At 48.4% G+C, this 26,572-nt stretch carries 24 protein-coding genes; 16 read left to right on the top strand and 8 right to left on the bottom strand.

The window, feature by feature from the left end:
• Positions 1-31: 31 nt before the first annotated feature.
• From ACOZB4_RS12445 to ACOZB4_RS12460, 4 genes are all read left to right on the top strand, one after another.
• Complete coding sequence (locus ACOZB4_RS12445) at positions 32-1,360, top strand: ABC transporter substrate-binding protein (protein WP_379416074.1); 1,329 nt, start codon at positions 32-34, stop codon at positions 1,358-1,360.
• Positions 1,361-1,438: 78 nt separating this feature from the next.
• On the top strand, positions 1,439-2,332 hold the full coding sequence (locus ACOZB4_RS12450; protein ID WP_379416077.1) for a carbohydrate ABC transporter permease: 894 nt from the start codon (positions 1,439-1,441) through the stop codon (positions 2,330-2,332).
• A 2-nt stretch (positions 2,333-2,334) separates the two neighbouring features.
• Positions 2,335-3,168 (top strand): carbohydrate ABC transporter permease, encoded by an 834-nt coding sequence (locus ACOZB4_RS12455; RefSeq protein WP_339271848.1) that lies wholly within the window; start codon positions 2,335-2,337, stop codon positions 3,166-3,168.
• Positions 3,169-3,275: 107 nt separating this feature from the next.
• The gene (locus tag ACOZB4_RS12460; protein ID WP_379416080.1) at positions 3,276-3,491 is read left to right on the top strand and encodes a DUF2905 domain-containing protein; all 216 of its coding nucleotides are present in this window, start codon (positions 3,276-3,278) and stop codon (positions 3,489-3,491) included.
• A 179-nt stretch (positions 3,492-3,670) separates the two neighbouring features.
• Here the strand turns inward: ACOZB4_RS12460 and ACOZB4_RS12465 are convergent, their stop codons facing one another.
• From ACOZB4_RS12465 to ACOZB4_RS12485, 5 genes are all read right to left on the bottom strand, one after another.
• Positions 3,671-4,540, bottom strand: a complete 870-nt coding sequence (locus tag ACOZB4_RS12465) for a YitT family protein (RefSeq protein WP_379416104.1) — start codon at positions 4,538-4,540, stop codon at positions 3,671-3,673.
• Between the two features lie 17 nt (positions 4,541-4,557).
• A complete protein-coding gene (locus ACOZB4_RS12470; protein WP_098742636.1) occupies positions 4,558-5,802 on the bottom strand; it encodes a cation:proton antiporter in 1,245 nt (414 codons plus the stop codon).
• A 3-nt stretch (positions 5,803-5,805) separates the two neighbouring features.
• Positions 5,806-6,297, bottom strand: a complete 492-nt coding sequence (locus ACOZB4_RS12475; RefSeq protein ID WP_076320505.1) for a cation:proton antiporter regulatory subunit — start codon at positions 6,295-6,297, stop codon at positions 5,806-5,808.
• A gap of 234 nt (positions 6,298-6,531) precedes the next feature.
• Positions 6,532-6,876, bottom strand: a complete 345-nt coding sequence (locus ACOZB4_RS12480; protein WP_339271849.1) for a hypothetical protein — start codon at positions 6,874-6,876, stop codon at positions 6,532-6,534.
• A gap of 140 nt (positions 6,877-7,016) precedes the next feature.
• Positions 7,017-7,208, bottom strand: a complete 192-nt coding sequence (locus ACOZB4_RS12485; RefSeq protein WP_076320507.1) for a hypothetical protein — start codon at positions 7,206-7,208, stop codon at positions 7,017-7,019.
• Between the two features lie 213 nt (positions 7,209-7,421).
• Between ACOZB4_RS12485 and ACOZB4_RS12490 the strand changes: the two genes are divergently transcribed.
• From ACOZB4_RS12490 to ACOZB4_RS12510, 5 genes are all read left to right on the top strand, one after another.
• Positions 7,422-8,045, top strand: a complete 624-nt coding sequence (locus ACOZB4_RS12490; protein WP_379416084.1) for a stalk domain-containing protein — start codon at positions 7,422-7,424, stop codon at positions 8,043-8,045.
• A gap of 48 nt (positions 8,046-8,093) precedes the next feature.
• Entirely contained in the window at positions 8,094-8,525 is a 432-nt protein-coding gene (locus ACOZB4_RS12495; protein ID WP_339271852.1) for a zinc ribbon domain-containing protein, read from the top strand.
• 314 nt (positions 8,526-8,839) lie between these two features.
• A complete protein-coding gene (locus ACOZB4_RS12500) occupies positions 8,840-10,399 on the top strand; it encodes an extracellular solute-binding protein (protein WP_379416087.1) in 1,560 nt (519 codons plus the stop codon).
• Positions 10,381-12,219 carry a sensor histidine kinase gene (locus ACOZB4_RS12505; RefSeq protein WP_422759542.1) on the top strand — a complete coding sequence of 613 codons (1,839 nt, stop codon included), beginning with the start codon at positions 10,381-10,383 and terminating at the stop codon, positions 12,217-12,219. Before ACOZB4_RS12500 ends, ACOZB4_RS12505 begins: the two co-directional genes overlap by 19 nt.
• Before the next feature lie 37 nt (positions 12,220-12,256).
• Entirely contained in the window at positions 12,257-13,867 is a 1,611-nt protein-coding gene (locus ACOZB4_RS12510) for a response regulator (RefSeq protein ID WP_379416092.1), read from the top strand.
• Here ACOZB4_RS12510 and ACOZB4_RS12515 read toward each other — a convergent pair.
• Positions 13,857-14,054, bottom strand: a complete 198-nt coding sequence (locus ACOZB4_RS12515; RefSeq protein ID WP_379416094.1) for a hypothetical protein — start codon at positions 14,052-14,054, stop codon at positions 13,857-13,859. The two genes, ACOZB4_RS12510 and ACOZB4_RS12515, sit on opposite strands and share 11 nt — an antisense overlap.
• Positions 14,055-14,997: 943 nt before the next feature.
• On the opposite strand from ACOZB4_RS12515, the gene ACOZB4_RS12520 reads away from it, so the two are divergent.
• The 6 genes from ACOZB4_RS12520 to ACOZB4_RS12545 all read left to right on the top strand — a co-directional run bounded on the left by ACOZB4_RS12520 (position 14,998) and on the right by ACOZB4_RS12545 (position 24,615).
• On the top strand, positions 14,998-15,966 hold the full coding sequence (locus ACOZB4_RS12520; RefSeq protein WP_379416380.1) for an ABC transporter permease: 969 nt from the start codon (positions 14,998-15,000) through the stop codon (positions 15,964-15,966).
• A gap of 16 nt (positions 15,967-15,982) precedes the next feature.
• Positions 15,983-16,900: a carbohydrate ABC transporter permease gene (locus tag ACOZB4_RS12525; RefSeq protein WP_379416374.1), complete on the top strand. Its 918-nt coding sequence runs from the start codon at positions 15,983-15,985 to the stop codon at positions 16,898-16,900.
• Between the two features lie 282 nt (positions 16,901-17,182).
• Complete coding sequence (locus ACOZB4_RS12530; protein ID WP_379416372.1) at positions 17,183-18,715, top strand: extracellular solute-binding protein; 1,533 nt, start codon at positions 17,183-17,185, stop codon at positions 18,713-18,715.
• Positions 18,716-18,847: 132 nt separating this feature from the next.
• On the top strand, positions 18,848-23,503 hold the full coding sequence (locus ACOZB4_RS12535) for an S-layer homology domain-containing protein (protein ID WP_379416366.1): 4,656 nt from the start codon (positions 18,848-18,850) through the stop codon (positions 23,501-23,503).
• Positions 23,504-23,944: 441 nt separating this feature from the next.
• Positions 23,945-24,217, top strand: coding sequence for a hypothetical protein (locus ACOZB4_RS12540; protein ID WP_379416362.1), 273 nt, complete (start codon positions 23,945-23,947; stop codon positions 24,215-24,217).
• A 224-nt stretch (positions 24,218-24,441) separates the two neighbouring features.
• Complete coding sequence (locus ACOZB4_RS12545) at positions 24,442-24,615, top strand: hypothetical protein (protein WP_379416359.1); 174 nt, start codon at positions 24,442-24,444, stop codon at positions 24,613-24,615.
• A 145-nt stretch (positions 24,616-24,760) separates the two neighbouring features.
• Here ACOZB4_RS12545 and ACOZB4_RS12550 read toward each other — a convergent pair whose 3' ends face one another.
• Positions 24,761-24,967, bottom strand: coding sequence for a hypothetical protein (locus tag ACOZB4_RS12550; protein WP_379416357.1), 207 nt, complete (start codon positions 24,965-24,967; stop codon positions 24,761-24,763).
• 332 nt (positions 24,968-25,299) lie between these two features.
• Here ACOZB4_RS12550 and ACOZB4_RS12555 point away from each other — a divergent pair, with 332 nt between their 5' ends.
• Positions 25,300-25,548, top strand: coding sequence for a hypothetical protein (locus ACOZB4_RS12555; RefSeq protein WP_379416355.1), 249 nt, complete (start codon positions 25,300-25,302; stop codon positions 25,546-25,548).
• Here ACOZB4_RS12555 and ACOZB4_RS12560 read toward each other — a convergent pair.
• A complete protein-coding gene (locus tag ACOZB4_RS12560) occupies positions 25,542-26,081 on the bottom strand; it encodes a GNAT family N-acetyltransferase (RefSeq protein WP_379416353.1) in 540 nt (179 codons plus the stop codon). The two genes, ACOZB4_RS12555 and ACOZB4_RS12560, sit on opposite strands and share 7 nt — an antisense overlap.
• Positions 26,082-26,572: the final 491 nt, after the last annotated feature.

Consider the following 26,572-nt stretch of genomic DNA (forward strand, 5'->3'; position numbering starts at 1 on the left):
TATGAACGAAAATTAAGGGAGGTCCAGTAAGATGATGAAAAAATGGTTGATTGTATTCACGGTATTATGTATGACATTGTTCTTGTGGGGATGCGGTAAATCGAACAATGCCGGCGGCGAAACCTCGGTTCTGGATGGAGGGGCAGGGGAAAGCGCCACAGAGCTGTCTTATTGGACGTTTGTTGAGCTGCACGGACAGCATTTTGAGAAAATGCTGGGCAAGTGGAATGCCGAGAATCCCGCACGCCAGATTAAACTGAACGTGACGGTCATGCCGTATGACGACATGCATAACAAATTATCCATTGCGGTTCAATCGGGGACTGGGGCACCCGACATTGCGGATATCGAGCTTGGGAAGTTTCCGGATTTTCTGTCCGGCACGCCGCAGTTGGAACCGCTCAATGATATCATTGATCCATACCGGGACACCATCGTTAAATCCCGAATTGACCTATACAGCAAGGAAGATACGAATTACGGCATCCCGACCCATGTTGGCGCGTCCGTTGCCTTCTATAATACCGAGATTTTGGAGGAGGCTGGGGTTAACTATCAGGATATCGTAACTTGGGAGGATTTTAAGCAGGCAGGTATCCAGGTGTATGAAAAAACAGGCAAGTACATGGGAACAGCCGATACAAGCGCAGCCTGGCAAGCTTCCATGCTATTGGCACAGCAAGGCGCGGATCTAACAGACGATTCCGGCAATCCGATCGTGAACTCGGAAGCGATGGTGAAAGCCATGACGCTCCTCAAGGATCTGCAGGATAACAATGTCATAGCAACCATTGCCGGCGGCCAGCCGGATACCGAAGAAGCATATGGAGAGTTTAATGCAGGAAATTACGCTACGGCTTTCATGCCGCTGTGGCAAATGTCCAGATACACCAACTACATGTCAGACTTGTCCGGGAAAATAGCCATCGCGCCGATACCGGTCATTGAAGAAGGAATGCCAAGATCGGTTGGCGGCGGCGGCACCGGCACGGTTGTTACGAAGACCGCAAAAGACGTACAACTGGCGAAAGACTTTCTGGCATTTGCCAAGCTGTCCCTGGATGCCAATAAAGAGATTTGGAACACGCTTGGATTCGATCCGGTCAATATGGACGTTTGGGATATGAAAGATGTTACGCACAATGCCGAGAATCAGTTCGTCAAATATTTTGTTAATAACCCGTTTGATGTCTTAAATGAGATCCGAGATGAAATCCGGTTAATCAAATCGACCTCCGCATCGCCTACCATCAACAACGTCCTGTGTACAACAACCTTCAATGAGATTTTCGAGGATGGCAAAGACATTACTGAAGCTTTGAACGACGCCCAGAAACAAATCGAACAGGAATTGAAATGACACTCGCTTATAGGGTACCAAAACATAGAGCTGCTCATGGAATCGTTAATGGGCGGCTCTCATTAAAGGAGTAGAATCATGATTAAAAAATTTCTGTACTCGCAAAAGGTTGCTCCTTATGTGTTTGTTCTGCCGTTTATTCTGGTGTTCCTTATATTCTGGGTGCTGCCGCTGGGCAGCTCATTTGGCATGAGCTTTCAGAAGACGCAGCTGGGGCAGGAAGCAGATTGGATCGGTATGGCTAATTACGGAAAGCTGATGGGGGACGGCGTCTTTCTGAAGGCGGTCACGAACAGCGCGATTTACATGATCCTGACGCTCCTTATCCTGATTCCGTTTCCGATGCTGTTCGCGGTATTGATTAACAATAAGTTCATGTGGGGAAGAGAATTTTTTAAATCGTCCTTTTTCTTCCCGGCACTGACGTCGGTTGTTGTCGCAGGCACCATTTTTCGGCTGATGTTCGGCGAGATGGAAGGGTCGCTTATTAACAGTATACTGGGGTGGTTCGGGATCGACCCGGTGAAGTTTCTGAAGGGACAAGTTACCGGTTTTATTGCTCTGGTGGCACTTGCCACATGGCGGTGGACGGGCGTTAATATGCTCTATTTTTTATCCGGGCTCAAAAATATCCCGGGTGAATATTATGAGGCGGCATCCATCGACGGGGCCTCGGCCTTTCAGAAATTCACCAAAATCACGATGCCATTGTTAAAGCCAACCACGATATATGTGTTAACGATCAGCATTTATGCGGGGCTTGCCATGTTTATTGAGAGCATGATGCTCTGGAACGGCAACAACTCTCCGAAAAACATCGGCCTCACGATTGTCGGTTATCTGTACCGTCAAGGCATTGAGAAGAACAATCTGGGTTATGCGGCCGCTGTAGGGATCGTGCTGCTGGCGATCACCATGATCATTAATCTGACGCAGCTGACGCTCTCCGGCATGTTCAAGAAGGAGGATTGAGAATGAGAAGAGAAACGCTGATCAAAATAATCCTCTTTATTTTGTTCTCCATACTGTGCTTTCTGATCCTGGTCCCTTTTTATGCCGTCACCATCGCTTCCTTTAAACCGGGCGAGGATTTGATCCGGTATGGGCTGAATTTGAAATTTGACCTGTCGGTGATGAGCCTGGACAATTTCAACTACCTGTTTACAGGCGATCATTCTTATTTTATGTGGTTTTTTAACTCCTTGCTCCTTACGGTGGTGCAGGTTACGTTAACCCTGCTGGTCAGCGCAACGGTTGCCTATGGGTTTGCAGCCTATGATTTCATCGGCAAAAATTTCCTGTTCATCTGCGTGCTTCTGATTATGATGGTTCCTTTTGAAATTCTTCTTCTTCCATTATACTCCCTGACGTACAACCTTGGCCTTATGAATTCGTACTCGGCGATTGTGCTGCCGGGGATCGCAAGCGCGGCTACGATCTTTTTCTTCAGGCAGTATTTAAGAGGGGTTCCAAAAGAAATGATTGCGGCAGGGCGGGTGGACGGCGCGACGGAATACGGTATCTATGTACGGCTGATCTTGCCTGTGATGAAGCCATCCTTCGCTGCCATGGCGATCCTGAACGGCATGAACAGCTGGAACAACTTTCTGTGGCCGTTTATGGTACTCAGCGATGATGGCAAGTATACCCTTCCGATCGGATTGAAGACGCTCTTGACCCCTTACGGGAACAATTATGACTTATTGATTGTCGGCTCCTTCTTCTCGATCATTCCGATCTTTATTTTGTTCATGGCCTTCCAGAAGTATTTTATCGATGGGATGACGGCGGGGGCGGTGAAAGGATGATCACTCGATAGGAAGGGCCTGACCTTGCATGAGGCATCTCAAATCCTTTATGATACAAGGAAACCTGCGTGTTTCATGTTTGATTTGATGAATGAGGTGACCGTATCGTGCATCCTGTAACTCGGGCTCTACTATGGATTGGCGGCGCTCTGATCGTGATCGGGCTGATCTGGCCTGTCATTGGACGATTTGTCGGCCGGCTGCCGGGTGACATCGTGGTGGATAAACCCCATGTCAAAATTTATTTTCCGATCGTAACCTGCCTCGTCATCAGCGTGGTAGGCTCATTAATTCTGTTTCTGATCCAGCAGTTTCGTAAATAGCAGAGATATCATAAGAAAAACGTCTATCGACGTACTTTCTCGGAAGACAGACCGCGGTTAGGGGATGTTTTTCTTGCGATATCAGGAAGGCCTAAGCTTCGAAGTTTATACTTTCTGATAAAAAAACAGGCCGGCTAGGGCAAACCCTTAGCCGGCCTGTTTACATGGAAGAGAGAAACTTACTTCTGAATGATGGTAATCTCGGCATTCGGATCCAGGCTTCTCACGATGGATTTGAATCTGGGCATCTCCAGAATGTGAACCCGATAGATCAGCTGCGTCGAACCGATGGTTTCACCTTCATACATAGAGTCATCTTTAGGGTCAGCAGTTTGGGATTCATACCCCATGATGGCTTTCATGGTATGCTGGATTTCCACTTCGCTCAAGCTGCGAATCCGGACCTCTCGTTTAAGCGGAAGGCTCGAAGTTGTAATACGTCCGGTCTCCAGTGCCATGAGACATGCGATCGCAGAGTACATCGCTCGTTCCCAGCCGAGAAGCAGCCCTGCCAATGTCAGTACGCATGTATTGACCATGATATGGATGTATGGCAGCTTCAAGCGGGTTAGCAGATGTGATATCTGCTGCGGAATCTTGGGCATTTGGAGTGAGTCCAGGACGACGCCGTAACGAAGGCCGAGACCGATGCCCAGCCCAAGGAAAATGCCGCCGATGCCTGCGCTCCCGATCTTGCTGTCGATGAGAGCGGGAACCGGAAAGAACAGGATCGAGCATACGGAAAAAGTAAGCAGCCCGACGGTGGCAATGACGGCTTTTTCCCGATTGGCCCCACGGTAGACCAGCAGGAGCAGGGGCAGATTTAATGCAAACAGAAACATGCCTGTATGAAGTCCCGTCAGATGCGAGGCGAGCGCGGAAATTCCCGTTACGCCGCCCGCGATGATGCCGCCGGGAACAAGAAATAAATCCAAACCGAACGCCGCTATCAGGCCTCCGATGGCAGCCATGCTCATTCTTCTTCGTGTACTTGCCTTGCTTACGGTCTCTTGCGGACCGTTCGTTACCCGAACATGGGCTTGAACCATAGGCAATGTACCCTCCTTTATCCGCTTGCACTTTCATCCTTTAGCTTCGGTTTAACCGGTTTCTTCTCCTTATAGTCTTTAAATTTAATGATTTTGTTCAAGAAGTTATACACATGCTTGGACTCCTTGGTGAGCAGCGGTCCGAGAATAGCCAGTATCAGCACATACAAGGCTGCGAACGGCTGGATGAAGGTTGCAAGTCCGCCCGCTTTACCCATATTAGCGAGAATAATGGAGAATTCCCCACGGGATACGATGGTCAGACCGATATTGGAGGATGCTTTGGAGGACAACCCTGCACTGCGTCCAGCAAGCATACCTGCAATAAAGTTACCAAGGAGTGTGATGATAACGGCGATTAGCGATAACCACACAGCTCCGCCAAGCTCGGAAGGTACAATCGTTAAACCGAAGCTAAAGAAGAATATGGCTCCAAAGAAATCACGGAATGGTAATATCAGATGCTCAATGCGTTCACGATGCTCCGTCTCAGCCAGGACAAGCCCGACGAGCAGAGCGCCGATCGCCTCGGCAACATGAATCGTTTCGGCGAATCCTGCGAGCAAGAACAATGCGCCAAAAACAACCAAGGCAAACAATTCGTTCGACCGTATATTTAACACCTTATTCAGGAGCGGTACGGCTTTACGGCCAATAATAAGGACAAGCAGCATAAATCCAAGGGCGATTACCGCAGATATCAGTACTCCGCCCAGCGATGATGATCCGCTTAATACGAGGCCGGAGAGAATAGAGATATATACAGCCAGGAACACATCCTCGAACATGATAATACCGAGAATCATTTCAGTTTCGGGATTCGCCGTTCTTTTCAAGTCAACCAGCACCTTGGCTACGATAGCGCTTGAGGAGATAGTGGTAATTCCCGCAACAATGAGTGTTTCCGCGACCGGGAATCCGGAAAAGATCCCGATCATCAGTCCAAGCGTAAAGTTAATGGCAATATAGATGCTGCCACCAACTACGATGGACTTCCCTGATTTAATTAACCGGCCGACTGAGAATTCGAGGCCAAGATAGAACAGAAGGAACAGTACGCCGATGCGACCCATAAAGTCGATGAACGGAGCACTTTCAATAAAACGAAAATCGAATGATCCAAAATGAAAAGCATGAGGCCCTACCGCCATCCCTATCAGAATGTAGAAAGGGACGACGGAAAACCGGAGTTTAGCTGATAGCAACCCCGCCAGGGCGATCAGGAAAATCGCCAGTCCAACTTCTAAAACCAAATGATCCATTCATCAACCACGTCCGTTCATCAAGATTTGTTTAAATAGCCGCTGTTGTTGACGTTCACCAACGACAACGAGTGTCGAGTCCGGTGTGATGATAACGTCAGGTCCGGGATTGATTTGTTTACTGTTTTTATCAACTGTCGCAATGATGGTTGCACCTGAGGCTTGGCGCACGTCCAAATCACCAATCGATTTACCTGCCCCGTAATAGTGGGACTCGATGCGATACCACTCGATAATCAATTCGTCCAGCGCCATGTCGATGGTTTCCAGCGCTTTAGGTTTATAAGTGAGACCGCCAACGATGGCAGCAATTTGGCGAGCCTCATCATCGTCCAAGGAAATCATGGAAATGCTTTCGTCCGGATCGTCATGTTCATAATGGTACATTTCACGGCGGCCGTCGTCATGAATGATAATGACCAGTTTATCGCCACCGCGGGTATCAATTACGAATTTCTTGCCGATTCCGGGCAAATCTGTTTCACGAACATGCATAGGTTAAACTCCTCCTAAAAATACACTTTTAGTTTTTTTTGCAGACCGGTCACACGGATCTCAAAAATATACGCAGCCAAATAAAACAATCCATTCAGGGTGAAATTGTACAGTCTTTAATAAACCTACGTGCATACGTCAATTAGCACAGGTTGATTGTATGGTTGCCTGAGAGATGAAAAATTGGCGAATTTAAGAAACCGCAGTCAGTTTGAATGCGAAAAGGGGAGGAATCTAAACGAACTTCGATGTGTATTTAATGGGGAATAATAATAAAAGCCGGAGCCGAAGCGGAATGATCGGCCGATAGGGCAGACGTGTTTTGGGAGCCTGCAACATGAGAACGGCCGACATCAATAAGAACAGTGGCAAGGTATTGCCGGCTGCCTTAAGTTTGGAGAGAATCTGAGAGTGTTTCAGAACAGCTACTTTCAGATGAAGGTCGTGCTTATAAACATACCGCTCATCGTGGGTTTCGCTGCTGGAATACTCCTGGACGGGAATGTAAAGGGCAAATGCCGTAACCAGAACAAGTACCAGCATCCAAAGAATTTTTGCTGTTTTTAAGAAACGGTTCACGGTTACTCCCCCTTCGTCCCAAGCTTCTGTGTTAATCATAACATAAAAATAATCGTTCTCAAAATGAGAACGATAAATTATTTTTGAACACTTTTACAGATTGATTTCATTTTTTACATTATATTGAAGCGAGACTTGTCTTACTTTTTGCGAAGTTTATCGTAATTTTCCGTATCGGGATCGATATCAACTTTCGATGTATCTTTATCTTCCAAAATGCCAAGAACCAGATCATCGAGCTTGTCGGTTGCGGCTTGATCCGGACGATCGGGCTCGGGAATAGGGTCTACGCCGGGGAACTGTCCGTCATATTCAGGTTTCTTTTTGCTCATTAGGGTCTCATTCCTTTCTGGAAATATTTTGGCACAAAAGGTTCCGTTATATGTAACGAATAAACGCGAGGGGTGAAAATGAAACCATGCAAGCGATCATCAGCATGACAATAATCATCCTTCTATGTAATGTATCTCTATATATTCATCTGCTATATAAGAAATATGCTAGAATGTATTGGAGGAATATTATACCAGGGGGTAATTTGAGTTATGAAGAAAAAAATGCTGTGCTGCACCATCGCTTTATTGCTTGTGTCAGGATCGGTCGTTTCTGCTCATCCGGGAAGAACGGATGCCAATGGAGGGCATACCTGCCGCACCAATTGCGAACGCTGGGGTCTGTCTTATGGCGAGTATCATTATCATAACGGCGGAGGAAGCTCTTCAAGCAGCAAGTCGTCCTCATCCAAGCCTAAAGCCAAATCATCGAAGAATAGCACGACAAAATCCACTGCGCCGAAGCCGGCAGCCCCGGCCTATGCCAAGTCCGGTCTTAAAGTTTACGTTAACGGCAGCGTGGTGAAGTTTGACAGTGAGCCGTTGGTGTATAACAACATCAATCTGGTGCCACTGCGGGAAATCGCTGAAGGAATGGGAGCTGAGGTTAGCTGGAATCGTGAAGCGGCCAGTATTGGTGTACAAAGAGGCAATCACAAGATAACACTCACGATTGGCAGCAAAACCGTCTTTTACAACGGCAAATCGGAAACCGTTGCGGTCGCTCCTAAAGTGATCGACGGCGTGACGTACGTTCCGATTCAGGTGTTTGCAAGGGGCCTGGGTGCTGGCGTGAACTATACCGATCATGATAAAATTCTGAGAATCTCCTTATAGGAATAAAATAACAGCATTAAACGGGTGAACAGAGAGGGGAGAGCATACGTGAGTTTTTTTGATAAATTTAAGGCCGGTGTGTCCGACGCTGGAAACAAAGCTAAAACGCTGGTGGAGATCAATCGGTTAAAGCTGCAGAACAACGGTAAAAAAAGCGACATCGATGAACAGCTTCTGGAAATCGGCAAGGTTGTATTTGCTGCAACCGAAGCTGGGAAGTGGCCGCCTGATCAGGAGAGTATTCAAAGCTACGTGGACAAGATTCATCAATTGAATTTTGAAATCGAACAAAATCTGCTTCATATCGCGAATCTTACGGATGAGAAGGTATGCAGAGCCTGCGGGAACAGCTCTGCTATGAACGCTAAGTTTTGTGCTCACTGCGGCCATACGTTCGAAGTGATTCAGGTGGAATCGGAAGAGCAGCGTAAAGAAATTCCCCTTCTGGAAGACGGCAGTGATCAAGAGGAGCCGAAATAGTGTGATTGGTCCAATTGTCCTCACTAGTCTAGGCGGGCCGATCGATTGGAACGGGATCTTATTCTCGCGTGCGTGTTGTGCCGAACAATAACACGAGCAGTGAAAAGGACCTGATGGTCCTTGATGTCAGGATGAATATTTTAGCTAAAGTTAGAGCCGCACCCTGGTTTGGGAATGACCGGGGGCGGCTTTTTCTTTTTGTCCGAGGTGAAGGAAGCTGCTAAACATTACAGAATGATTATAAAGGTGAGCTTACTCACCATAAAATCGTAATATAGTAATATTAGCTTACTAGCTGGAGGGAGTGAGGACATATGCCGATGAACAAGGCCTGTAATGATGAGTTTTTTCAACATGGGAATCGAAGGGTGTCAAGGCTGCTAAAAGGTAACGTTCTATGGCTTCCCGTCTGTGTATTTCTGATGCTTCTTGCTGCTGGATGTAACATTATGGATCCTTCGGAGGAGGACCATTCGCCGGAGAGTCAACCGAAGAGCGCATCCATCAGCATCGTTATTTCAAGTCTCGGGATGACGTTCCCTGCGGGGATGGACGAGAATGACAATCCGTATCTAAATTATATCGAGGAACGCACGGGTCTTGAGATCGGGGTTAATCTTCCACCGTCTGAGGTATACAACGAGAAGTTGGATGTCATTATGTCCTCAGGCAACTTGCCGGATATGCTCCATACGTATGAACCGGTGTGGTTTGACAATTATGTCAAGCAAAAGGCATTTATGCCGCTGGATGAGTTAATCGACAAGTATGGTCCTCATCTAAAGGAGAAAATTCCACCCGAGGTCTGGGATCGGGTCCGATATGGAGGTAAAATCTATGCGGTTCCGAGCTTAAATGAAGTGACTGGTGCAGAACTGATGTATGTACGCAAGGATTGGCTGGATCGACTAGGCCTGGAGCCGCCCGAAACACTGGAGGAATATTACGAAGTCATACGTGCCTTTACGCTCGATGACCCAGACGGCAACGGCGTGCAGGATACGATCGGCCTTACCCTGACATCGAATCTGGGCAGGTCTTCCCCGTTCTTCGGCGCCTTCGGCACGCAGCGGAATACATGGTTTGAACGGGACGGGCAGCTGGTGAACGGAAGCATTCTGCCTGAAACGAAGGAGACCCTCGCGTTTTTTGCCAAGCTGTATCAGGAGAATCTGCTCGATCGGGAGTTTCCTCTTAACCTGCAAAATAATATGTTCGAAAAAATAGAAAATGGCACGGTGGGCCTCTTCTCTGCAGCATGGTACGACACGCGGGGACCGATTGCGGCCAACATGAGCAAAGACCCGGAGGCTGTATGGATGCCGCTTCCGTATCCCACGGGACCGGACGGATTTAAAGGCGTGGAAGGCAAGGACATTATCCGCGGCTACAATGTCATTCCCGCCGAATCGGAGAAAGCAGCCGAAGTGATTAAGTTTCTGGACTTTATCGCCAGCGACTATAAGACGCTGAAGCTTGGCTTCGAGAACGAAATCTGGCGTTGGGAGGACGGGGCGATTGTTACGGATTTTGCGCTTCACGACAAGCATTTGTACCGTGGCATTTATCAGTCGCTTGTTGATGTGCCGGACCAATTGCTGTTTAAGGAGCGGCTTGACTCACTAGGCGATTTCAATCTATACAACAACTTGCAAATGATTAACTCGCATATTATTCCCAATGCATTCTATGGCGTTCCCACACCTGCCATGACGAAGTACAGCAATAAGCTTAAAAATCTGGAGGATGTGTTTATGAACATTATTATGGGGCTGGAACCACTGGATGCCTTTGATGACTATGTGAAGACATGGATGGAAGAAGGAGGAGATGAAATCACGAAGGAAGTGAATGAATGGTACTCCAAACAATGATGTCGGCCGCCAAGAGAGGGGGGAGTCAAATGATGGCGTTGACTCGCTGGGTCCGGGATCGGTTTTCGCAAAATATTCAAACCCGTTTGACCGGTTATTTTCTGCTGATCCTGCTCCCGTTGGTCATCATCAGCTTGTTTGCGGTGGAACGTTCTCGAGATATTCTCTACGAACAGGCGGTTCAGCGGACAGAGATGGCGCTTTCGTCAGCGATGAACCATTTTGATCTGGCGCTGCAAAATGTGGAGGAGATATCCACCTTGATTGCAAGCGACCCTGGAATGAATGAGCTGCTGAACAAAAACAGCACCAACTTTTCTTCTCAATCGATCATGGATTTCAAGCATATTTTGGAACAGTTATCGAATTCCGTATCGGTGAACCGGTTTGTATCCCATATTTCGGTGTATCATCAGGCGTCCAATTGGTTTATCTCTACCCATTACGGCGGCAAAAAGCTGACGGGCGAGACGCAGCAGGAATGGCTTGTCGAAGCCGCGCGGCGGAACGGAACGGGGATTTCCTACGTCATGTCGGAAGATCCTGTAGCGAAGGGCATCACGTTTGGACAGATGATGAATACGGACAGCGTCTCCTTGATTCGGGCCATGGACCTCTACAACAGCGAACGGCAGTCGAATCTGCTGGTGGTGTCTTTTAACAAGAGCAAGCTGTTAATCATCATCAAGACGCTGCTTCCCTCCGAGAACAGCCGTATCGCCCTGTTGAACGAAAAGGGAGAAGTGGTGGTGGAGACCGGCAGAGTGCATGAGGATAACATTTCTGACAAGGATATGACCGTAGCGATTGACTCGGATTACTCCGCATGGCGTCTCGCGTTGGTACAGCCGAAAAGTGAGCTGTACAAAGAGACTGATCAGCTGCGCCTGTTCACAGTTGCGATCATCGGGTTAAGCATCCTGCTGGCCATCATTATTTCATGGGTGGTGTACAGCGGAATTGCCTCCCCTGTGTTGAAATTGTCGCGCGGGATGAAGCGGCTCAGCAGTGGGGAGCTGAATATTCATGTCGATACCAAGCGGAAGGACGAGTTCGGTTTTCTCATCCAGTCGTTTAACAAGATGGCCGTCGTACAGAAGCATCTGATCGAGGATCATTACGAGCAGCAGCTGCGATTAACGACGACGGAGCTCAAGTTTCTGCAATCCCAGATCAATCCGCATTTTCTATACAATACACTCGATTCGATATACTGGACGGCCAAAAACTACGATGCGGATGAGATCAGCGAGATGGTGATGAATCTGTCGAAGTTTTTCCGGTTGAGCCTGAACAAGGGCAGGCAGGTGTTCACGATTGAGGAGAGCATCACCCATTTGCACTACTATCTACGAATTCAGCAGCTTCGTTTCATGGACAATTTCACCGTGGATTATCAAATTTCGGAAGAGAGCAAGCATGTCCCGCTCCTCAAGCTGCTTCTTCAGCCATTGGTGGAGAATGCCATCATTCATGGCATGGAGGGTAAATCCTCAGGAGGGAGCCTGGTCATATCCAGCAGGATTGAAAAGGGGCAGACCGTGGTCATCAGCGTACAAGATAACGGGCCGGGGATTAGGGAAGAACGGCTCCGTTATATTCAGCATGAACTGGAGATGATGGGTTCCCGCAGCGTGCCGGCGTCTTCCCAGGATGAAGAGCATGTGAAGGATCTGTTCGGGCTACGGAACGTGCTGAGCCGAATGAAGCTGTATTATGGCAGGGATGCCCAACTTACGGTTCACAGTGTCTCAGGCGAAGGCACAACCGTCACGATTTCCATTCCGCTGGATCGCTGCAAGGAAGTTAACCTGAAGTAGGTACTCATCTATAGATGCTCGAAAGGGGAAGACATAAATGAATCTCATGATTGTGGAAGACGAACCCCGGCTGCGTAATGCACTGGCTTACAATATCCCGTGGGACATGCATGGAATTGAAGTGGTCGGTATGGCTTCTAATGGCGTCGAGGCGCTTGAGCTTGTGAGTCGGAAGAAACCGGATATTATGCTGATCGATGTGCAGATGCCTGAAATGGATGGACTGACGCTCCTCGGCGAGCTACGAAGCCGGCAGGACATCAGCCGATTGACAAAAATGATCATTCTGAGCGGACATGATAACTTCGAATTCGCGCAGCTTGCGCTGGAATATGGGGTCTCCAAATATTTATTGAAGCCCGCCGGCGAGGAGGATATCCTCGAAGCGGTGCTTGAAGCGAGGCAGCAGCTGCGGGAAGACCTGGAGCAGTGGCAGCGCAAGGCTGCGTTGGAACAGAAATGGAAAGACAATCTCCCGCACCTGCAAAATCTATTTTTTATCCAATGGGTGAGCGGCAAATATACAAAGCAGGATGTTCTTAGCAAGAGCAAGGAATTATATATTCCGTTGAAGGAGGAAGACCGCATCGCGGTAGCCGTGGTGGACCTGGACCCGCTGCCGGAGCATGAGACACGGTTTCAACGGGGGGATGTTGAGCTGCTGCAGTTCACGATGCAGTGCCTGGCTAAGGAGCTGTTATCCCATCCCTCTCTCTGGATCACGTCGGATTCCGGCAGTATGCTGCTGGTGGTGTTGTTCGTGAAGGAAAATCAAGACGCTAAGGAGGCCATGCTGCGGCTGAATGCCGATGTATCCAAGCTGCTCTCCCAGACGAAGGAAGTGCTGAAGTTGACGGCAAGTGCCGGCATCTGTGCTTCGATCGGGGCGATTGAAGATATGAGCCTGCTGTATACGCAAGCCTGCCGGGCACTTCAGGACCGCGTCGTGTACGGACACGACCTCGCGATTCCTTACCGGGAGCAGCACAAACGAGATATCCAGGGCGTGATCGTGCAGCAGAATCTGGAGAAGACGCTGGAGATCGCGCTTGAAACCGCGGACGAGACGAAAGCCCTGGAGGCGCTGAAGGGATTATGGGAAGAAGCCTTCTCCAGATCCGAATCCTCGGATGAATTCCATGAGGCGGTTCTATACATGAACAGCTTCTTTACCCGAATGATCCAGAAGCAGGGCTGGACGGTAAAAAAAGTCGTTGGCGAGGATATCGATTTCTTCCAAAACGTCAAGCTGCTGAGCACTAAAATGCAAACCTGGTCGCTCTTGGAGCGCACGGTGAGGCATATCGTTTCCTTTATGAGCGAGCAGCGGAAAACGACAAGCCATCAGGTAGTGAAGGATATCCTGAACTTGCTTGAGGAGGAGATGGATCAGGAAATTACGCTGCATACGGTGGCAGATCGGCTCTATGTCAATTCCTCCTATCTCAGCCGGCTGTTCAAGCAGGAAATGGGGGTTGTCTTCTCGACCTATGTGCTGGAACGCAAAATGGAGCGGGCCAAGTCGCTGCTGCAGGAAGGACTCAAGGTGTACGATGCAGCTCGGCTGGTCGGGTACCGCGATGTTAGTTATTTCACCAAGGTGTTTCGGAAGTATTGGGGGGTAAATCCGGGGGAGTTCAAAGGGTGAGCAGTGAGGTCGGCTGGGTTGTGAAGGCTTGAAAACCCATCGTTCTATGCCGCTGCGCGGTCGTATCGTTCCTCCAATCGCTGTTGTCGCCAAATTTCCGGAATGATGATGACAGAGGAAGAAATTCGGCTCCAAAGGCGCCCACTATCGTTTTTCCGGAATCGATACGTCCTCTCCGCTGGTCCAAGTGGGTCTAGACCACCCCAAAAGCCTCCCATCTTGAGGTTGGGGGAAGGGAGAAAGAGAAAGCCGCTCCGCGGTCGTATCGTTCCTCCAATCGCTGTCGTCGCCAAATTTCCGGAATGATGATTACAGCGGAAGAAATTCGGCTCCAAAGGCGCCCACTATCGTTTTTCCGGAATCGATACGTCCTCTCCGCTGGTCCAAGTGGGTCCAAACCATCCCAAAAGCCTCCCCCCATGAGGGTGGGGGAGGGAGCAAATCGCAGCGCAGCATAGTGTGCGCAGTTACATAAACCAAGCAAACGAGCCGTTCGGGTCATACATCCCGAACGGCTCGTTTGCTTTTACCCCCAGCCCCAACCATCGGCAGGGCGGAAGTAATCACCCGCGCAGAATGGTTGAGGCTAGGGAGGCAAGCTCGGCGCAGAGCAGAGGAGGCCTCGCTTGGCGACGAAGCACGGCATTGCCGTGCTTCGAATGCCAACTTCATTCTTGAGTAAGCTTCAACGGAGCAGGCTGAATTGTTCTGGAGAAGCGTGAGCGGTCCCCTTTATCCCCGGATTTCAACATTGTTTCATTCATTCAGAAGAAATCCGGGGGTAACAGGGATCGGAAGAACAATTCCGCATGCGGAGTGATGAACAAATCCTCTTTTTTCGATGAAGGTTCAAATGGGGCTAGGGGTTCAAATGGTCCAAGGGTTTTGAAAGCAAATGGTTTGAATTTCAGTTATGAATTTCGGTTGGCAGCGATTAGCCGATCGTAACAAGTTAACACCTCATGAAATACCCGTCGTAACCTCATGACATAATTACTGACGTCCATGCCCCAACACAACATCATATTACCATAAATAGTAATGATCCTCGCCTACTCAGTCCCTTCGGCGGGAATTACAATTTGTAGTAACCAAGGAGATTGAATCAATAGAAAGGGGGAGACGAGTCGATGAAACCCACGATAGAACCATCGCCGGCACCGTATAGAGAGATGAAGAAAAAACGAGGGTATTGGGGCCGTTTAGGGTCGGACATATGGAAAGAGTGGGATCTTTATCTGCTGCTCGTACCGGGCATCTTGTTCATTTTACTGTTCAAATACACGCCGATGTACGGGATTACAATTGCATTTAAGGATTTCAACATATTCACCGGATTTGCAGACAGTCCGTGGGTGGGATGGAAGCATTTCGAGAAGCTGTTCACGTCGCCGGATTTTGCTCAGGTATTTAAAAATACGGTCATCATCAGCTTCCTGAAAATCGTGATCTTGTTTCCGCTCCCTATCATTATTGCCCTGATGCTCAATGAGCTGAGGAATATGGTATTTAAACGAACGGTGCAAACCGTCATCTATCTTCCGCATTTCCTGTCTTGGGTCATTGTTGGCGGATTGTTTATCGATCTCCTCTCAACGAACGGAGGAATCGTCAACAAATTGCTGGTATTCCTGGGCATGGAGCAGATTGCGTTCTTCCTGGATAACAGCGTGTTCCGGAGCGTGCTGATCACGTCGGCAGGCTGGAAGGAAACGGGCTGGAGCACGATCGTATATTTGGCAGCGTTTACAATGATCGACCCGATGCTGTATGAAGCGGCGAAGATCGACGGGGCCGGACGATGGAAGCAGCTGTGGCATATTACGCTCCCGGGGATCGCCCCGATTATAGTCTTGATGTTTATCCTGCGGCTCGGGAACGTGCTGGAAGCGGGAACGGAACAGATTCTCGTCATGTACAATCCGGTGGTGTACCAGGTATCGGATGTCATTGGAACCTATGTATACCGGCAGGGTCTCGGGAACCAGGATTACAGTTTTTCGACCGCGGTTGGCTTGTTCGAAGCGGTTATATCCTTCACATTGGTCATCATGGGCAATGCCATGAGCAGAAAATACTTACAGCGCGGGATCTGGTAAAGAAAGGGTGGCGCAAATGGATCACAAAAAAGCTTTGGAAGGAACAAACACCACCCGAGGTGTCATCAAAACGTCGTTCTCGGAAAAATGCTTCTCGGTATTCAATTATGCTTTTTTCATCTTGATGGGTTTAACGACCCTGCTTCCTTTCATGAACCTGATCGCGAAATCCTTGAGCAGCGAGGGAGCCGTCATATCGGGCCAGGTTGGACTGCTCCCGGTCGGGGTTCAATTCGAAACGTACAAGTATGTGCTGCAGGATTCCATGTTCTTGAATTCGCTCAAGGTATCCATTTTTCTGACGATCATCGGAACAGCTTGCAGTTTGTTTCTGACCACGCTGACAGCTTATCCGTTGTCCAAATACCGGCTGCGGGGACGGAAAGGCCTGCTGTTGATCTTCGTATTCACGATGCTCTTCAGCGGCGGACTGATTCCGACTTACCTCCTCATGCAGAATTTGAATCTGGTGAATTCCTTCCCGGTGTTATTCCTGCCGGCGATGGTGAACGTGTACAACATGCTCATCATCAAAAACTATTTCGAGGGCCTTCCGGATGAGCTGGAGGAATCCGCCAAGTTGGACGGCGCGGGTAACATCCGCATCCTGGTTTCGGTCATTGTGCCGCTCTCGCTTCCGGTCATGGCAACGATTGGATTGTTTTTTGCGGTCGCTTTCTGGAATGACTACTTTGCGGCGATGATTTACATTACTGACCCGGCGATCAAACCCATGCAGCTGTACCTGAAGGAATTGCTGGTTTCGTCCAGCGGAGACTTTCTGAAAGATAATGTCGACGCCGCAATTAACGCGACGCCGCAGTCCATACAAGCATCTTCGATCTTGTTGGCAACGATCCCGATTTTGATGGTGTATCCGTTCTTGCAAAAATATTTTGTCAAAGGCGTGCTGGTAGGTTCGGTTAAAGGCTAGATTCATCAAGTCTTTCTGAAGAGATAAGGAAGTATAAACTTTGGAGGATTTGCAGCCTGAATATCGCAAGCAAAACTACCGCTAAACGCGGCCTGTCTTCTTGGAGAGTACGTCGATAGACGTTTTTCTTAACATTATTATAATTTCGTGGTCCCCGCACAGTACCTGAATGGACGGAGCAAGGCCCCATTTTGTGGGGTTATCTTATAAAGGTGGTGATGCGCTTCGTATTGCTCAGATGGCAGAATTCATTGAATTTCTCAATCACAAGGAGGGTTATCCATGATCAAGATTAAAAAATCCGCGGTACTGGCCGGGATTCTCGGATTCACGCTGGCGCTGTCCGGATGCGGCGGCGGGGGAGGCGGCACGACGGACACGCCTGCGGCTCAGCCATCGGACACACCGGCAAGCACCCCGAAAGATGAGGGGAACGGAGGCAAAACGGCCGAGAAACCGAATCTGCGCATGATCATGCAGTATGGGTTATTTGATCCGAAGACTGAATATGCGGCCAAGTACATCCAGGAAAGAACCGGATTCAATGTGGAATACGAACTGCTGCCGGCCGAGAACGCGGATGAGAAGCTGAACCTGCTCGTATCCAGCAAAGATAACTATGATTTTGTGAAATTGAATGCAGCCCAGTTCTACAATCTGGCCTCTGCGGGAGCGCTTGAGCCGATCGATGAGCTGCTGGAATCCCACGGCAACTACATTAAGCAATCCATTAAACAGGAATCCTTCGGCAGCGCCATGATCGACGGGAAGATTTACGGCATTCCCGAAACCGGAGCTGGCGTAAGCATCGGGGAGGAACTGGTGGTAAGACAGGATTGGATGGACGAATTGGGACTGTCCATGCCGACGACTGCCGATGAGCTTTACAATGTGCTCAAAACGATCAAAGAGAAGAAAAAGGTGATTCCGCTCACCATGAGCAAGGATTCCTTGTACGGTGACATCGCCACGACATTCGGCATTTTGACGGATTGGAAAGAGGTAGACGGCAAGCTGGTGCATCGTGCCGAACAGCCGGAGATGAAAGAATACATTACCTTTATGAACAAATTGTACAAAGAAGGCCTGCTGGACACCGAAACGCCGATCAATACCGCTCAGAAGTCCATCGAGAAATTCTCAGGCGGCAATGCGGCGATGTATAAGCTGGCTTGGTGGAATGCGGGAACAACGATTTCTGCACTGGAGAAAAACTTCCCGGATGCCAAAACGTCCATCATTCCATATCTGAAAGGCAAGGACGGCAAAGCCGTGGTCGGGGCGAAAGCGAATACCACATGGTATGTTTCCATTCTGAAATCCTCGAAGAACAAGGAAGCCGCCATGGAATTTTTGAACGCGAAGTTGGAGCCGGAGACGTTTAAAGGTATCGCGCTGGGTAAAGAAGGCGTCCATCATGAAGTGAAGGACGGAAAGTACTATCCGATTCTGCCGATTTTCAATGATGAATTGAATAATGCAAGCAGCTTCTTGACAGGGGTAGATGAAGAGAAGTACCCAATCTATTGGCAGGCACGCGTTCGTAAAGATCCGATTCTGCAAGCGCATTTCGAAGCTTTCCAGAAAAATGCCGAGGGCATTATCGTAGTGGATCCGATGTCAACGGCACCGCCAATTGAAGCTGTATCCAAAAATCTGTTGAAATTGACGACCATGTTGGATGACAATGTGCTGCAATTCATTTCCGGAGCGAAGCCGATTGAATCTTACGATCAATTTCTGGCTCAATGGAGAGCCGATGGTGGAACCGATATGGTGAACGCAGCGAATGAATGGTTTCAGTCCACGAAGTAAATGATTCATTTGAAAAAGCAGTCTGCGCTGGCGGCTGCTTTTTTCAAAATTAAATAACAGAGGGGAGGTGTTGGTTGAATTTAAATGGCACCAAACGGTTCATTCTGAATAAGAGAAGGGTGGTAATCATTGATGTATCGTTTATTTCGCAGGCGGATCGCACTGTTTCTCAGTCTGTCACTGATCGTTTCCCTCATCGTTCCGGTTGGTTCCTCCGCGTTCGCGGATAACGAAATTTCCCCGGCGCAAAGTGCGGGCACGGATCCCGTTACCTTGGTCTCCCAAGGCGGAGAGATTCTGGAGTTCACGGATATCAACGTAGCAGGCGACACAGTGGAAGGGAAAAATGATTACTTGGCGCTGTATACCAGCGGGGTAGCGGTCACGGGTTCCGTATATACCGATGAGGTATGGGTGCCTACGCTTCATGTCGCGGTCTCCGTGGATGCGGATGGTAAAGTACTGGATATCGTTGGACCGGACATGGATCCACCGACTTCTTGGGCTCCGGATGCGCTGCTTCCAATTCCAGCCGGTGGTTATGTTGTAGTGGCTGGCGGCACCAATGCGTGGGATCAATCCGTTTTTCAGAAACCTCTCTTCAATCATAACAAAACGGGATATTCGGTGAAGCTGATGCAAGCGGGCGAAGAAGTGACTGCAGCTGATTTCCTGCCGGAGCAGCCGGGACCGGGTCCAGGGCCGGATCCGCTGCCACCCGAGCTGCATCTGATTACGCAAACGGATACGACCGTGGATATTCCGGTCATTGAGATTGCAGGTTTTGTAGCGAACTATGCCGCGGATCAGGATTTAAGCGTAACCATTAATGGCGATGAGACTGCGCTTACGGCGGATGGCGTGTTTCGCATGAATATTTATTTGGAGCCGGGTCCGAACGCGGCTGAGGTAAAGCTGTTCAAGGGAGAAGGCGAATTGGCCGTTCAAACGCTGAACATCGTGTACGAACCGATCGAGAATCAGGATTATATTGAAGTCGAAGCGGCACCGAAGGATATTACGATCGACATTGAAGGCCCGCGCAAGAAGCTGGACTATGTCGATAAGGATGTTACGGGCGTGCCGAATATTGTGGCGATTTTTACAAGGGATTACGGAAGCTCCATTACGATTCCCCAGACCAATGTGGCCGTGCAGGTGGATGCCAACAACCGTGTGTTGCGGGTGATCAATCCTTCGATCAACGGCAAGCCGCCGGTATGGGCCGGACCGACCGATCTTGAAATTCCCGAAGGCGGTTATGTGCTGATGGCACAGGACAGCAGCTACGCAGGCAACAACATCAAGCGGTATTTGGCCGAGAATTTTAAGGTCGGCGACATGATCAAGCTGCGAAAGAACGGGGAAGTGGTGCAGGTACGCGACATCATGAGCGGCAATGGTCTTATTGCACGGCTTACGCTGGATAATCAGACGATGTATACCGTAACGGAAGGCAGCACCACGATCAAAGGGCGCATCGACAACATGGACGACATTACGGCGATCAAGCTCCTAGTGAACGGTAACGAGATTCCTTTTGAAGCGGATGGCACCTTTACTCATCAATATACGTTAACAAAAGGGACCAATTATATCGAAGTCAAAGTGTTGAAAAATGACATTGACCAGGATGTTCGTCATCTTGCGGTGTTTGCAAGACCTGATTTCTCCACGGATAAAGAAGTCATACTATGGGTGGACCAGGCTTCCAATGCCAGAAAGTTTAAAACGAGCGAGGATGTTTTGGCATTTCTGCAAAAAGCCAAGGAATCGGGCGTTACCTCGGTGGCGTTTGATGTGAAAGGCGTTGAAGGTTATGTCTCGTACAAGAAGAACGATATGACGGGCAGACCTTACGTCAGCGAGATCAAGGCACCCGAAAAAGCGGGCGCAAGTCCGGATTTGGATCTGCTGCAGGAGTTCATTGACCACGGTCATGCGCTGGGATTAGAGATTCATGCGGCGATTAACGTGTTTGCCGAAGGATCGATTGCCCATAACGAGTATGCCGTTCTGAATGATCATCTCGATTGGGAGGAACGTGTATATTTTGCGGAGAACAATGGCGAGATCAAACGTCTGCGGGAAAGCAAAAAGCAGGGCTTGGTAGCCTTCGTCAATCCGTCCAATGACGAGGTTCGCAATTATCAGCTTCGAACATTTGAGGAGATTATTAAGAATTACGATGTGGACGGCGTTGTCCATGACCGGAGCCGATATGACAACGAAGGGGCCGATTTCAGCGACGAAACTCGCGTGAAGTTCGAGCAGTTTTTGCAGGCACGGAATAAGCAGCTTGTCAATTGGCCAGACGATATCTTCTACTATGAAAACAATGTTCGGGTATACGGTCCGCTGATTCAGGACTGGTGGGAATTCCGCTCGGGCACGATTCAGAGCTTCTTCGGCGAAGTGAAGACGCTGGTGGATTCTTATGAAGTTTCAACAGGCAGAAAGATCGAGGTATCCTCCTATGTTGGATCCTGGTATGAAACGTATTATTTGAACGGCGTGAACTGGGGCAGCAAGAACTTCCGGTTCGATCCCGCACTCGGCATGCCGGACGAATCGGTGTATACACCGGAATATTATGATACCGGGTATATCGAGTATTTGGATTTTCTGATGATCGGGGCTTATCAAACCACCAGCCAGGAAATTCAGAAATATATTACGCTCGGCAATATCGTAACGAACGGGGAAATTCCGCTGTATGCAGGCATTGCCATGAACAATGTGCAGGCACCTGCCGTTCAGCGCGAAGTGTTCCAGGCGGGGCTGAAGTCCACGAACGGACTGATGCTGTTTGACGCATCCCAGGTCAACTGGCCGATCGCGGCGGCATCTCTCCAAGATAAGGAGTGGGTGAAGGATTACCAGCTCGGCATGAGTTTGCCGGGAAGTCCGGATTCGTTCCTGGAAGGCAATTTCTATAATATCAACCGGATCGAGGGAAACGTTAATGTAATGACGGAAGCCTTCGGTTACTCTACGGGCACGAACCGCTTTGGAGTGGAAGTGGTGGTGGACAATATGGGCCACGTGACCCGCGTGGTCAACCGGAATCAAGCGATCAACTGGAGCTGGGGAGCGCCGGAAGAGAATAACAGCGTTATTCCACAGGGAGGTTTTGTCATTTCCACCCTGGACCCGTCAGGCACGAGAACGCTGCGTCAGCTCGTTGCCAATGCCTACAATACCGGGGATCAGGTTCGTTCAGCCGTATTAAGCGGGCTGATGGACGACGAGGGCAAAGAGACGCGCGACAGCCAGCTTGCGCTGAAAGGGCTTGTAGAAGTTCTCGGGCCCGGCAAAGCGACTGTCAAGGTGAACGGTGCTGATGCCGCCGTGGCAGCCAGCGGTGAATTTACAGTTAATGTTCCACTGCAAACAGGCGTCAATTCGATCACCGTGGACGTATTTGTTGACGAATTCAAAACGAACAGTAAAACGTTTGAGGTTATCCGGACCTCTACCGGAGATGGCGGATCCAATCCGGGGACTCCGGGCGGCGGCTCCGGTTCTTCCGGTGGAGGATCGACAACGCCACCTCCTAAACCATCAGAGCCCGAGCGGTTGAGCATCAAGAAAGAGACAGCATCTGGAGGCGGTACGGTCATCGTAGCGGATGCGAGCGAGAAGGGTATGCTCGGCGACGTAGAACGGCTCAGCAAACTGCCCGCGGCTTCACGCGTGCTTACGTATTCGGTGGCCGACGCTTCGGATGCCGTCGTTCTTCACTTGCCGGTGCAGGGGCTGAGCGCTGCGGTGAAGGACCTGCCGGGGGGCTCCATCGTGCTGGAATCCTCCCTTGGCCGATTGGAAATTCCGCTGCATTCGCTTAAGGAAGCTTTACAACAACGGGGTACGGCGGAAAGTCTGCAAATTCGCATCGGTTTAGCTTCGAAAGAAGAAGAGGATCGGGTGAACGCAGCGTTGGAGGCAGGAGCCTCCAAACTGGATGCAGCGCTTGCCATTACATTAGCCTGGAAACAGGGTGACAAGTTATCGGAACTGCCAGCACTGAAGGGAGCTTATGCGAAGTTTACCAGGTCCCTGTCCAGTATCGTCAGTCCATCCCAAACGACGGTGCTGCGATTGGATTCAGCATCCGGCAAGCTGGTCTTCGTACCGGCGCTCATTCACACGTCGAACGGCAAATCCCAAGCGGAGTTTAAGTGGAGGGAGAGCGGGATTTATTCCGTAGTTTCCCATGCGAAGACGTTTGCGGATTTAAGCAGCCATTGGGCTCGCGAGGACGTTTCGCTGCTGGCCTCAAAACAATTGATCGAGGGATTAAGTGATACGCGTTTTGGTCCAAACGAGTCGATCACGAGAGCGCAGTTCACAGCGATGCTCGTTCGCGCGCTCGGTTTGAAGGATCAGGGAGTTCATGCGAGGTTCCAGGATGTGAAGGCAAACGATTGGTATGCAGCCGCTGTCGCTACGGCTGTGGAGCATGGGTTAATCGAAGGCTTCAGCAATGGTACGTTCCGTCCGAACGAGGAGATTACCCGTGAGCAGATGAGTGTCTTGTTGCTACGAGCACTGAAGCTTGCTGGTACGGATCTGGAGACAGGAGATCCGGATTCCATCTTAGAAGGGTTCAAGGATCGCGACCGCATTGCATCCTGGTCCGAAGAGGCCGTATCGGCCATCGTCAAATCAGGGTTGATGGAGGGACGTTCTTCTGACCAGTTCGTTCCGGAAGCTCAGTCCACCCGGGCGGAAGGAGCCGTCGTATTAACCAGAATGCTGCAGATGGCAGAATTCATTAACCGTTAAAGCCAAAGACCCGTTCGATAGTATCGAACGGGTCTTTGCATATATAAGGCTTTTGAAAGTAATACATATGTTAACGTACGGCCATTTTTTCGAAGATATCCTACTCCTTTCTCTGGAAGGAAGGAGTATCCTCAAAGCAGCTTTAGGATCCATCTTGGGATATAGAGGATTACATCGAATATGAGTGTGGTTGTCATCTCCATTCGCTCCAATTTTGTTCTTCCGGGCCAGTTAATCTTTTTCATATGATGAACCTCATTTCAAATGAATTTGTTAGACTCGTATCGAATCAAATTCTTAAAGATATATACGCAGGGATTAAATGGAAGTTCCAGTGTATAGGAGGTAGTATATGTATAAACAAGTGTGAATTTTGGATTGCGGAGTTACCAGCGGAAGAAGGCGTGATTAAAATGAAATAGAAGTTCAGGAGGTAGCAGAATGAGTAGAGATTGGCATAAGGATATGGAGTATTGCAATAGGTTAGATGACAAAGGGCAGAGTTTTATTTCGCCGGAGGCTTTGAAATACTGGCTCCAGCAAGCAGCAGAAGAGAAAAAACGTGCAGATGAACTCGGTAAAGCAATTGAAGAAGCCATCGAAATTTGTGAGCAGATGGAGAACTCAGATGACCCCTTAGAGCTCCTTGAACAAGTGCTGATTAAATTGCAATTGGTGGCGTCCTTCCAAGGGAGGAAAAAGCATACTACATAATTGTTGGCAATTGATGAAAACAGGAGCCTACATCCTTGGTCCGGTTGGGGGGTATATGGTAATATATTCCTATATACGATTATACCATAAAGGGGATTTTAAGGGATGATGTGATGAGCGGTCAGGTTGCGGTCCGAAACTGTGTATGTATCGTCATTATTCGGTTATCTGTCCATATTTATTGAAAGGATACATAGCTTGAAGAACGGTTAAAGGAGGCTGAAATGGGACAAGAGAATGAAATACAAGAGCTTAAAGATCGGTTGAATGCAGTGGAGCAGCAGTTGGAGAAGAGATCAAGGGGGTTCAAAGCGCTTCGAACAGGCGTAATCATTATACTCGTTATTTATCTGCTTATGGCACTTATTGGGATAATTCAATTTGTGAGTAGTGGTTAAAGGCGGCCTATAGGGCGGTCTTTTTCTTGAAATTAATCAAGCTTGCGGATTGGGCAGCTCCTGAGCAGGATTTTAAGCCAAACAAAGACGAGGCCAGCTAAAGATTTTGATTCAATACACACATAATTTAGTTGCACCTATCGTTTTAATCCCTTAATAAAAGAACGATAACTCCAATCACAATAAAAATTATTCCGCCAACTATTCCACTTTCACCATTAGAACGTATTTCTTGTGTATTAGTGTCACTCTTCGGTGTACGAGTAAGAAATTTGAGCAATTTGATATTTGGATTTTTATAGTCATATAAGCCGAAAATAATCATGATGACACCTAATATGATCATTACCATTTAATAATCATCTCCTAAAAAACCATTACGTAAAAACCAAAAGGAGGTCCCAATAAATTAGGAAGTGATCGAGATACAATTTAAAAGAACCAATCAAGTTTAATCCCGGTGACTAAAAACAATATAATCCAGCCCCACAGAATCAATAAACGGAAGGGGCGGGGGATAATCAAATACTCCGAATACAATTTTGAAATAAGCTTCAAAGGCTCACCTCTTTTTTGATTTAGCGATATTTACTTAAAGAAATAGACCCCCATATCCTTCGCCGGGGCGGGGCAATAGGTAATATATTCCTCTCGATAATTATAGCATAAAGGGGATTGAGGGGAATGGCGATGGCATGGGGACAAGGAGAGCTATTTCCAAAGGTAAATGAAGCGGAGATCCAGCGCACAAATTCAGAACAATTGGCGTGGCCATTGGATGCGAAACAGCTCGACGCATTGATCATGAGGATCTGCATATCTGATAAGACGGCCAACGCTACGATTTTGATTGAAAAGCAGCATTGGGTATATCAGAGATATCAGTCTTATACTCATCGGCTCCGTAGGGCATTCTTCCCGCTAGTTCAATAAAGATAGCCTAAAAAATCCAGATTTCCTTTACTCCAATCGGTCTTTCCTACTTCCTTAATCATTAATTCATTCATTGCCTCAAAACCTATTCCATTTGTTAACTGAGTTTCATCATCAATTTTCAACCATTTACACCTGTTCTTCACTGGTTTATATCCATTTCTCAAATACAAGGTCATGTTATCCGCAAATAAAAGTGTAAAGTCAATATTTCGTCCCACAGAAAACTTGTCAATTTCTAAAAGAAGCGTTGAACCTAGTCCTTGGGAGCGTGCGCTTTGTGAAACACATAAATCAATTACTCCTAGTACTCTTATAGGTTTCCCATTTAGATTCATCACCCTGTAATCTAATCCAACATGTCCTATCAGCTGATTTTCTTGGTTGAAAGCTAGAAATCTAACATGCGGTAATTGCTTAAAATAAATTCTATCTCTAGGATAAACTTCTGGGAAACTACCGATTAATAATTCTTGTATTTTTGCTTCTAATTCATTATTTATATCATATTCAAATACTTTTTCTAACTTCAAATTATCCCTCCTATTTGTTTTAACTCTTTTCTACAACAGGAAGCTATATTGCTTCCATGAACTATCCTGTCCGTTAGCTTAATAATTCATCTGCTAGGCAGTATGGGCATTTTGTTACACCAAATGCTTGTTACATAACATCCGTGGGTTCAAGTTGTTCAGGCTGAACTGGACCGTATTAGAAGCAAAATGAGGAGTCTCTTGAGCGCATGACCGCATACGGCGGGCTTCCACCGAATACACCGTCTGATGCTACCAGTGAGGACGGCGATGATGATGAAATCGGAAAATTACTGGTCTCATCCCAGATCTGGGTGAGCGAGATAAGCTATTGTAGGAGCTGCAGACGGTGCTAGAACAGGATTTGATAGGCGGTTGAGCCATCCGACAAAGTGAATGAAGTTATCCTCAAGCACATGGCACCGCATCGGGAAGAAGCAGGCGGGCAGGCTAAACGGTGATCATAACTGTTATTGTAGACTCTGGCGGAG

It is taken from the genome of Paenibacillus sp. NPDC058898, from assembly GCF_049316025.1.
Taxonomy (GTDB): Bacteria; Bacillota; Bacilli; order Paenibacillales; family Paenibacillaceae; genus Paenibacillus_AQ.

Excerpts from the sequence above, each read along its gene's own strand:
- ACOZB4_RS12445 (WP_379416074.1), top strand. The coding sequence starts at position 32 with ATGATGAAAAAATGGTTGATTGTATTCACGGTATTATGTATGACATTG.
- ACOZB4_RS12450 (WP_379416077.1), top strand. The coding sequence starts at position 1,439 with ATGATTAAAAAATTTCTGTACTCGCAAAAGGTTGCTCCTTATGTGTTT.
- ACOZB4_RS12455 (WP_339271848.1), top strand. The coding sequence starts at position 2,335 with ATGAGAAGAGAAACGCTGATCAAAATAATCCTCTTTATTTTGTTCTCC.
- ACOZB4_RS12465 (WP_379416104.1), bottom strand. The coding sequence starts at position 4,540 with ATGGTTCAAGCCCATGTTCGGGTAACGAACGGTCCGCAAGAGACCGTA.
- ACOZB4_RS12470 (WP_098742636.1), bottom strand. The coding sequence starts at position 5,802 with ATGGATCATTTGGTTTTAGAAGTTGGACTGGCGATTTTCCTGATCGCC.
- ACOZB4_RS12475 (WP_076320505.1), bottom strand. The coding sequence starts at position 6,297 with ATGCATGTTCGTGAAACAGATTTGCCCGGAATCGGCAAGAAATTCGTA.
- ACOZB4_RS12485 (WP_076320507.1), bottom strand. The coding sequence starts at position 7,208 with ATGAGCAAAAAGAAACCTGAATATGACGGACAGTTCCCCGGCGTAGAC.
- ACOZB4_RS12490 (WP_379416084.1), top strand. The coding sequence starts at position 7,422 with ATGAAGAAAAAAATGCTGTGCTGCACCATCGCTTTATTGCTTGTGTCA.
- ACOZB4_RS12500 (WP_379416087.1), top strand. The coding sequence starts at position 8,840 with ATGCCGATGAACAAGGCCTGTAATGATGAGTTTTTTCAACATGGGAAT.
- ACOZB4_RS12505 (WP_422759542.1), top strand. The coding sequence starts at position 10,381 with ATGGTACTCCAAACAATGATGTCGGCCGCCAAGAGAGGGGGGAGTCAA.
- ACOZB4_RS12510 (WP_379416092.1), top strand. The coding sequence starts at position 12,257 with ATGAATCTCATGATTGTGGAAGACGAACCCCGGCTGCGTAATGCACTG.
- ACOZB4_RS12520 (WP_379416380.1), top strand. The coding sequence starts at position 14,998 with ATGAAACCCACGATAGAACCATCGCCGGCACCGTATAGAGAGATGAAG.
- ACOZB4_RS12525 (WP_379416374.1), top strand. The coding sequence starts at position 15,983 with ATGGATCACAAAAAAGCTTTGGAAGGAACAAACACCACCCGAGGTGTC.
- ACOZB4_RS12530 (WP_379416372.1), top strand. The coding sequence starts at position 17,183 with ATGATCAAGATTAAAAAATCCGCGGTACTGGCCGGGATTCTCGGATTC.
- ACOZB4_RS12535 (WP_379416366.1), top strand. The coding sequence starts at position 18,848 with ATGTATCGTTTATTTCGCAGGCGGATCGCACTGTTTCTCAGTCTGTCA.
- ACOZB4_RS12540 (WP_379416362.1), top strand. The coding sequence starts at position 23,945 with ATGAGTAGAGATTGGCATAAGGATATGGAGTATTGCAATAGGTTAGAT.
- ACOZB4_RS12545 (WP_379416359.1), top strand. The coding sequence starts at position 24,442 with ATGGGACAAGAGAATGAAATACAAGAGCTTAAAGATCGGTTGAATGCA.
- ACOZB4_RS12550 (WP_379416357.1), bottom strand. The coding sequence starts at position 24,967 with ATGGTAATGATCATATTAGGTGTCATCATGATTATTTTCGGCTTATAT.
- ACOZB4_RS12555 (WP_379416355.1), top strand. The coding sequence starts at position 25,300 with ATGGCGATGGCATGGGGACAAGGAGAGCTATTTCCAAAGGTAAATGAA.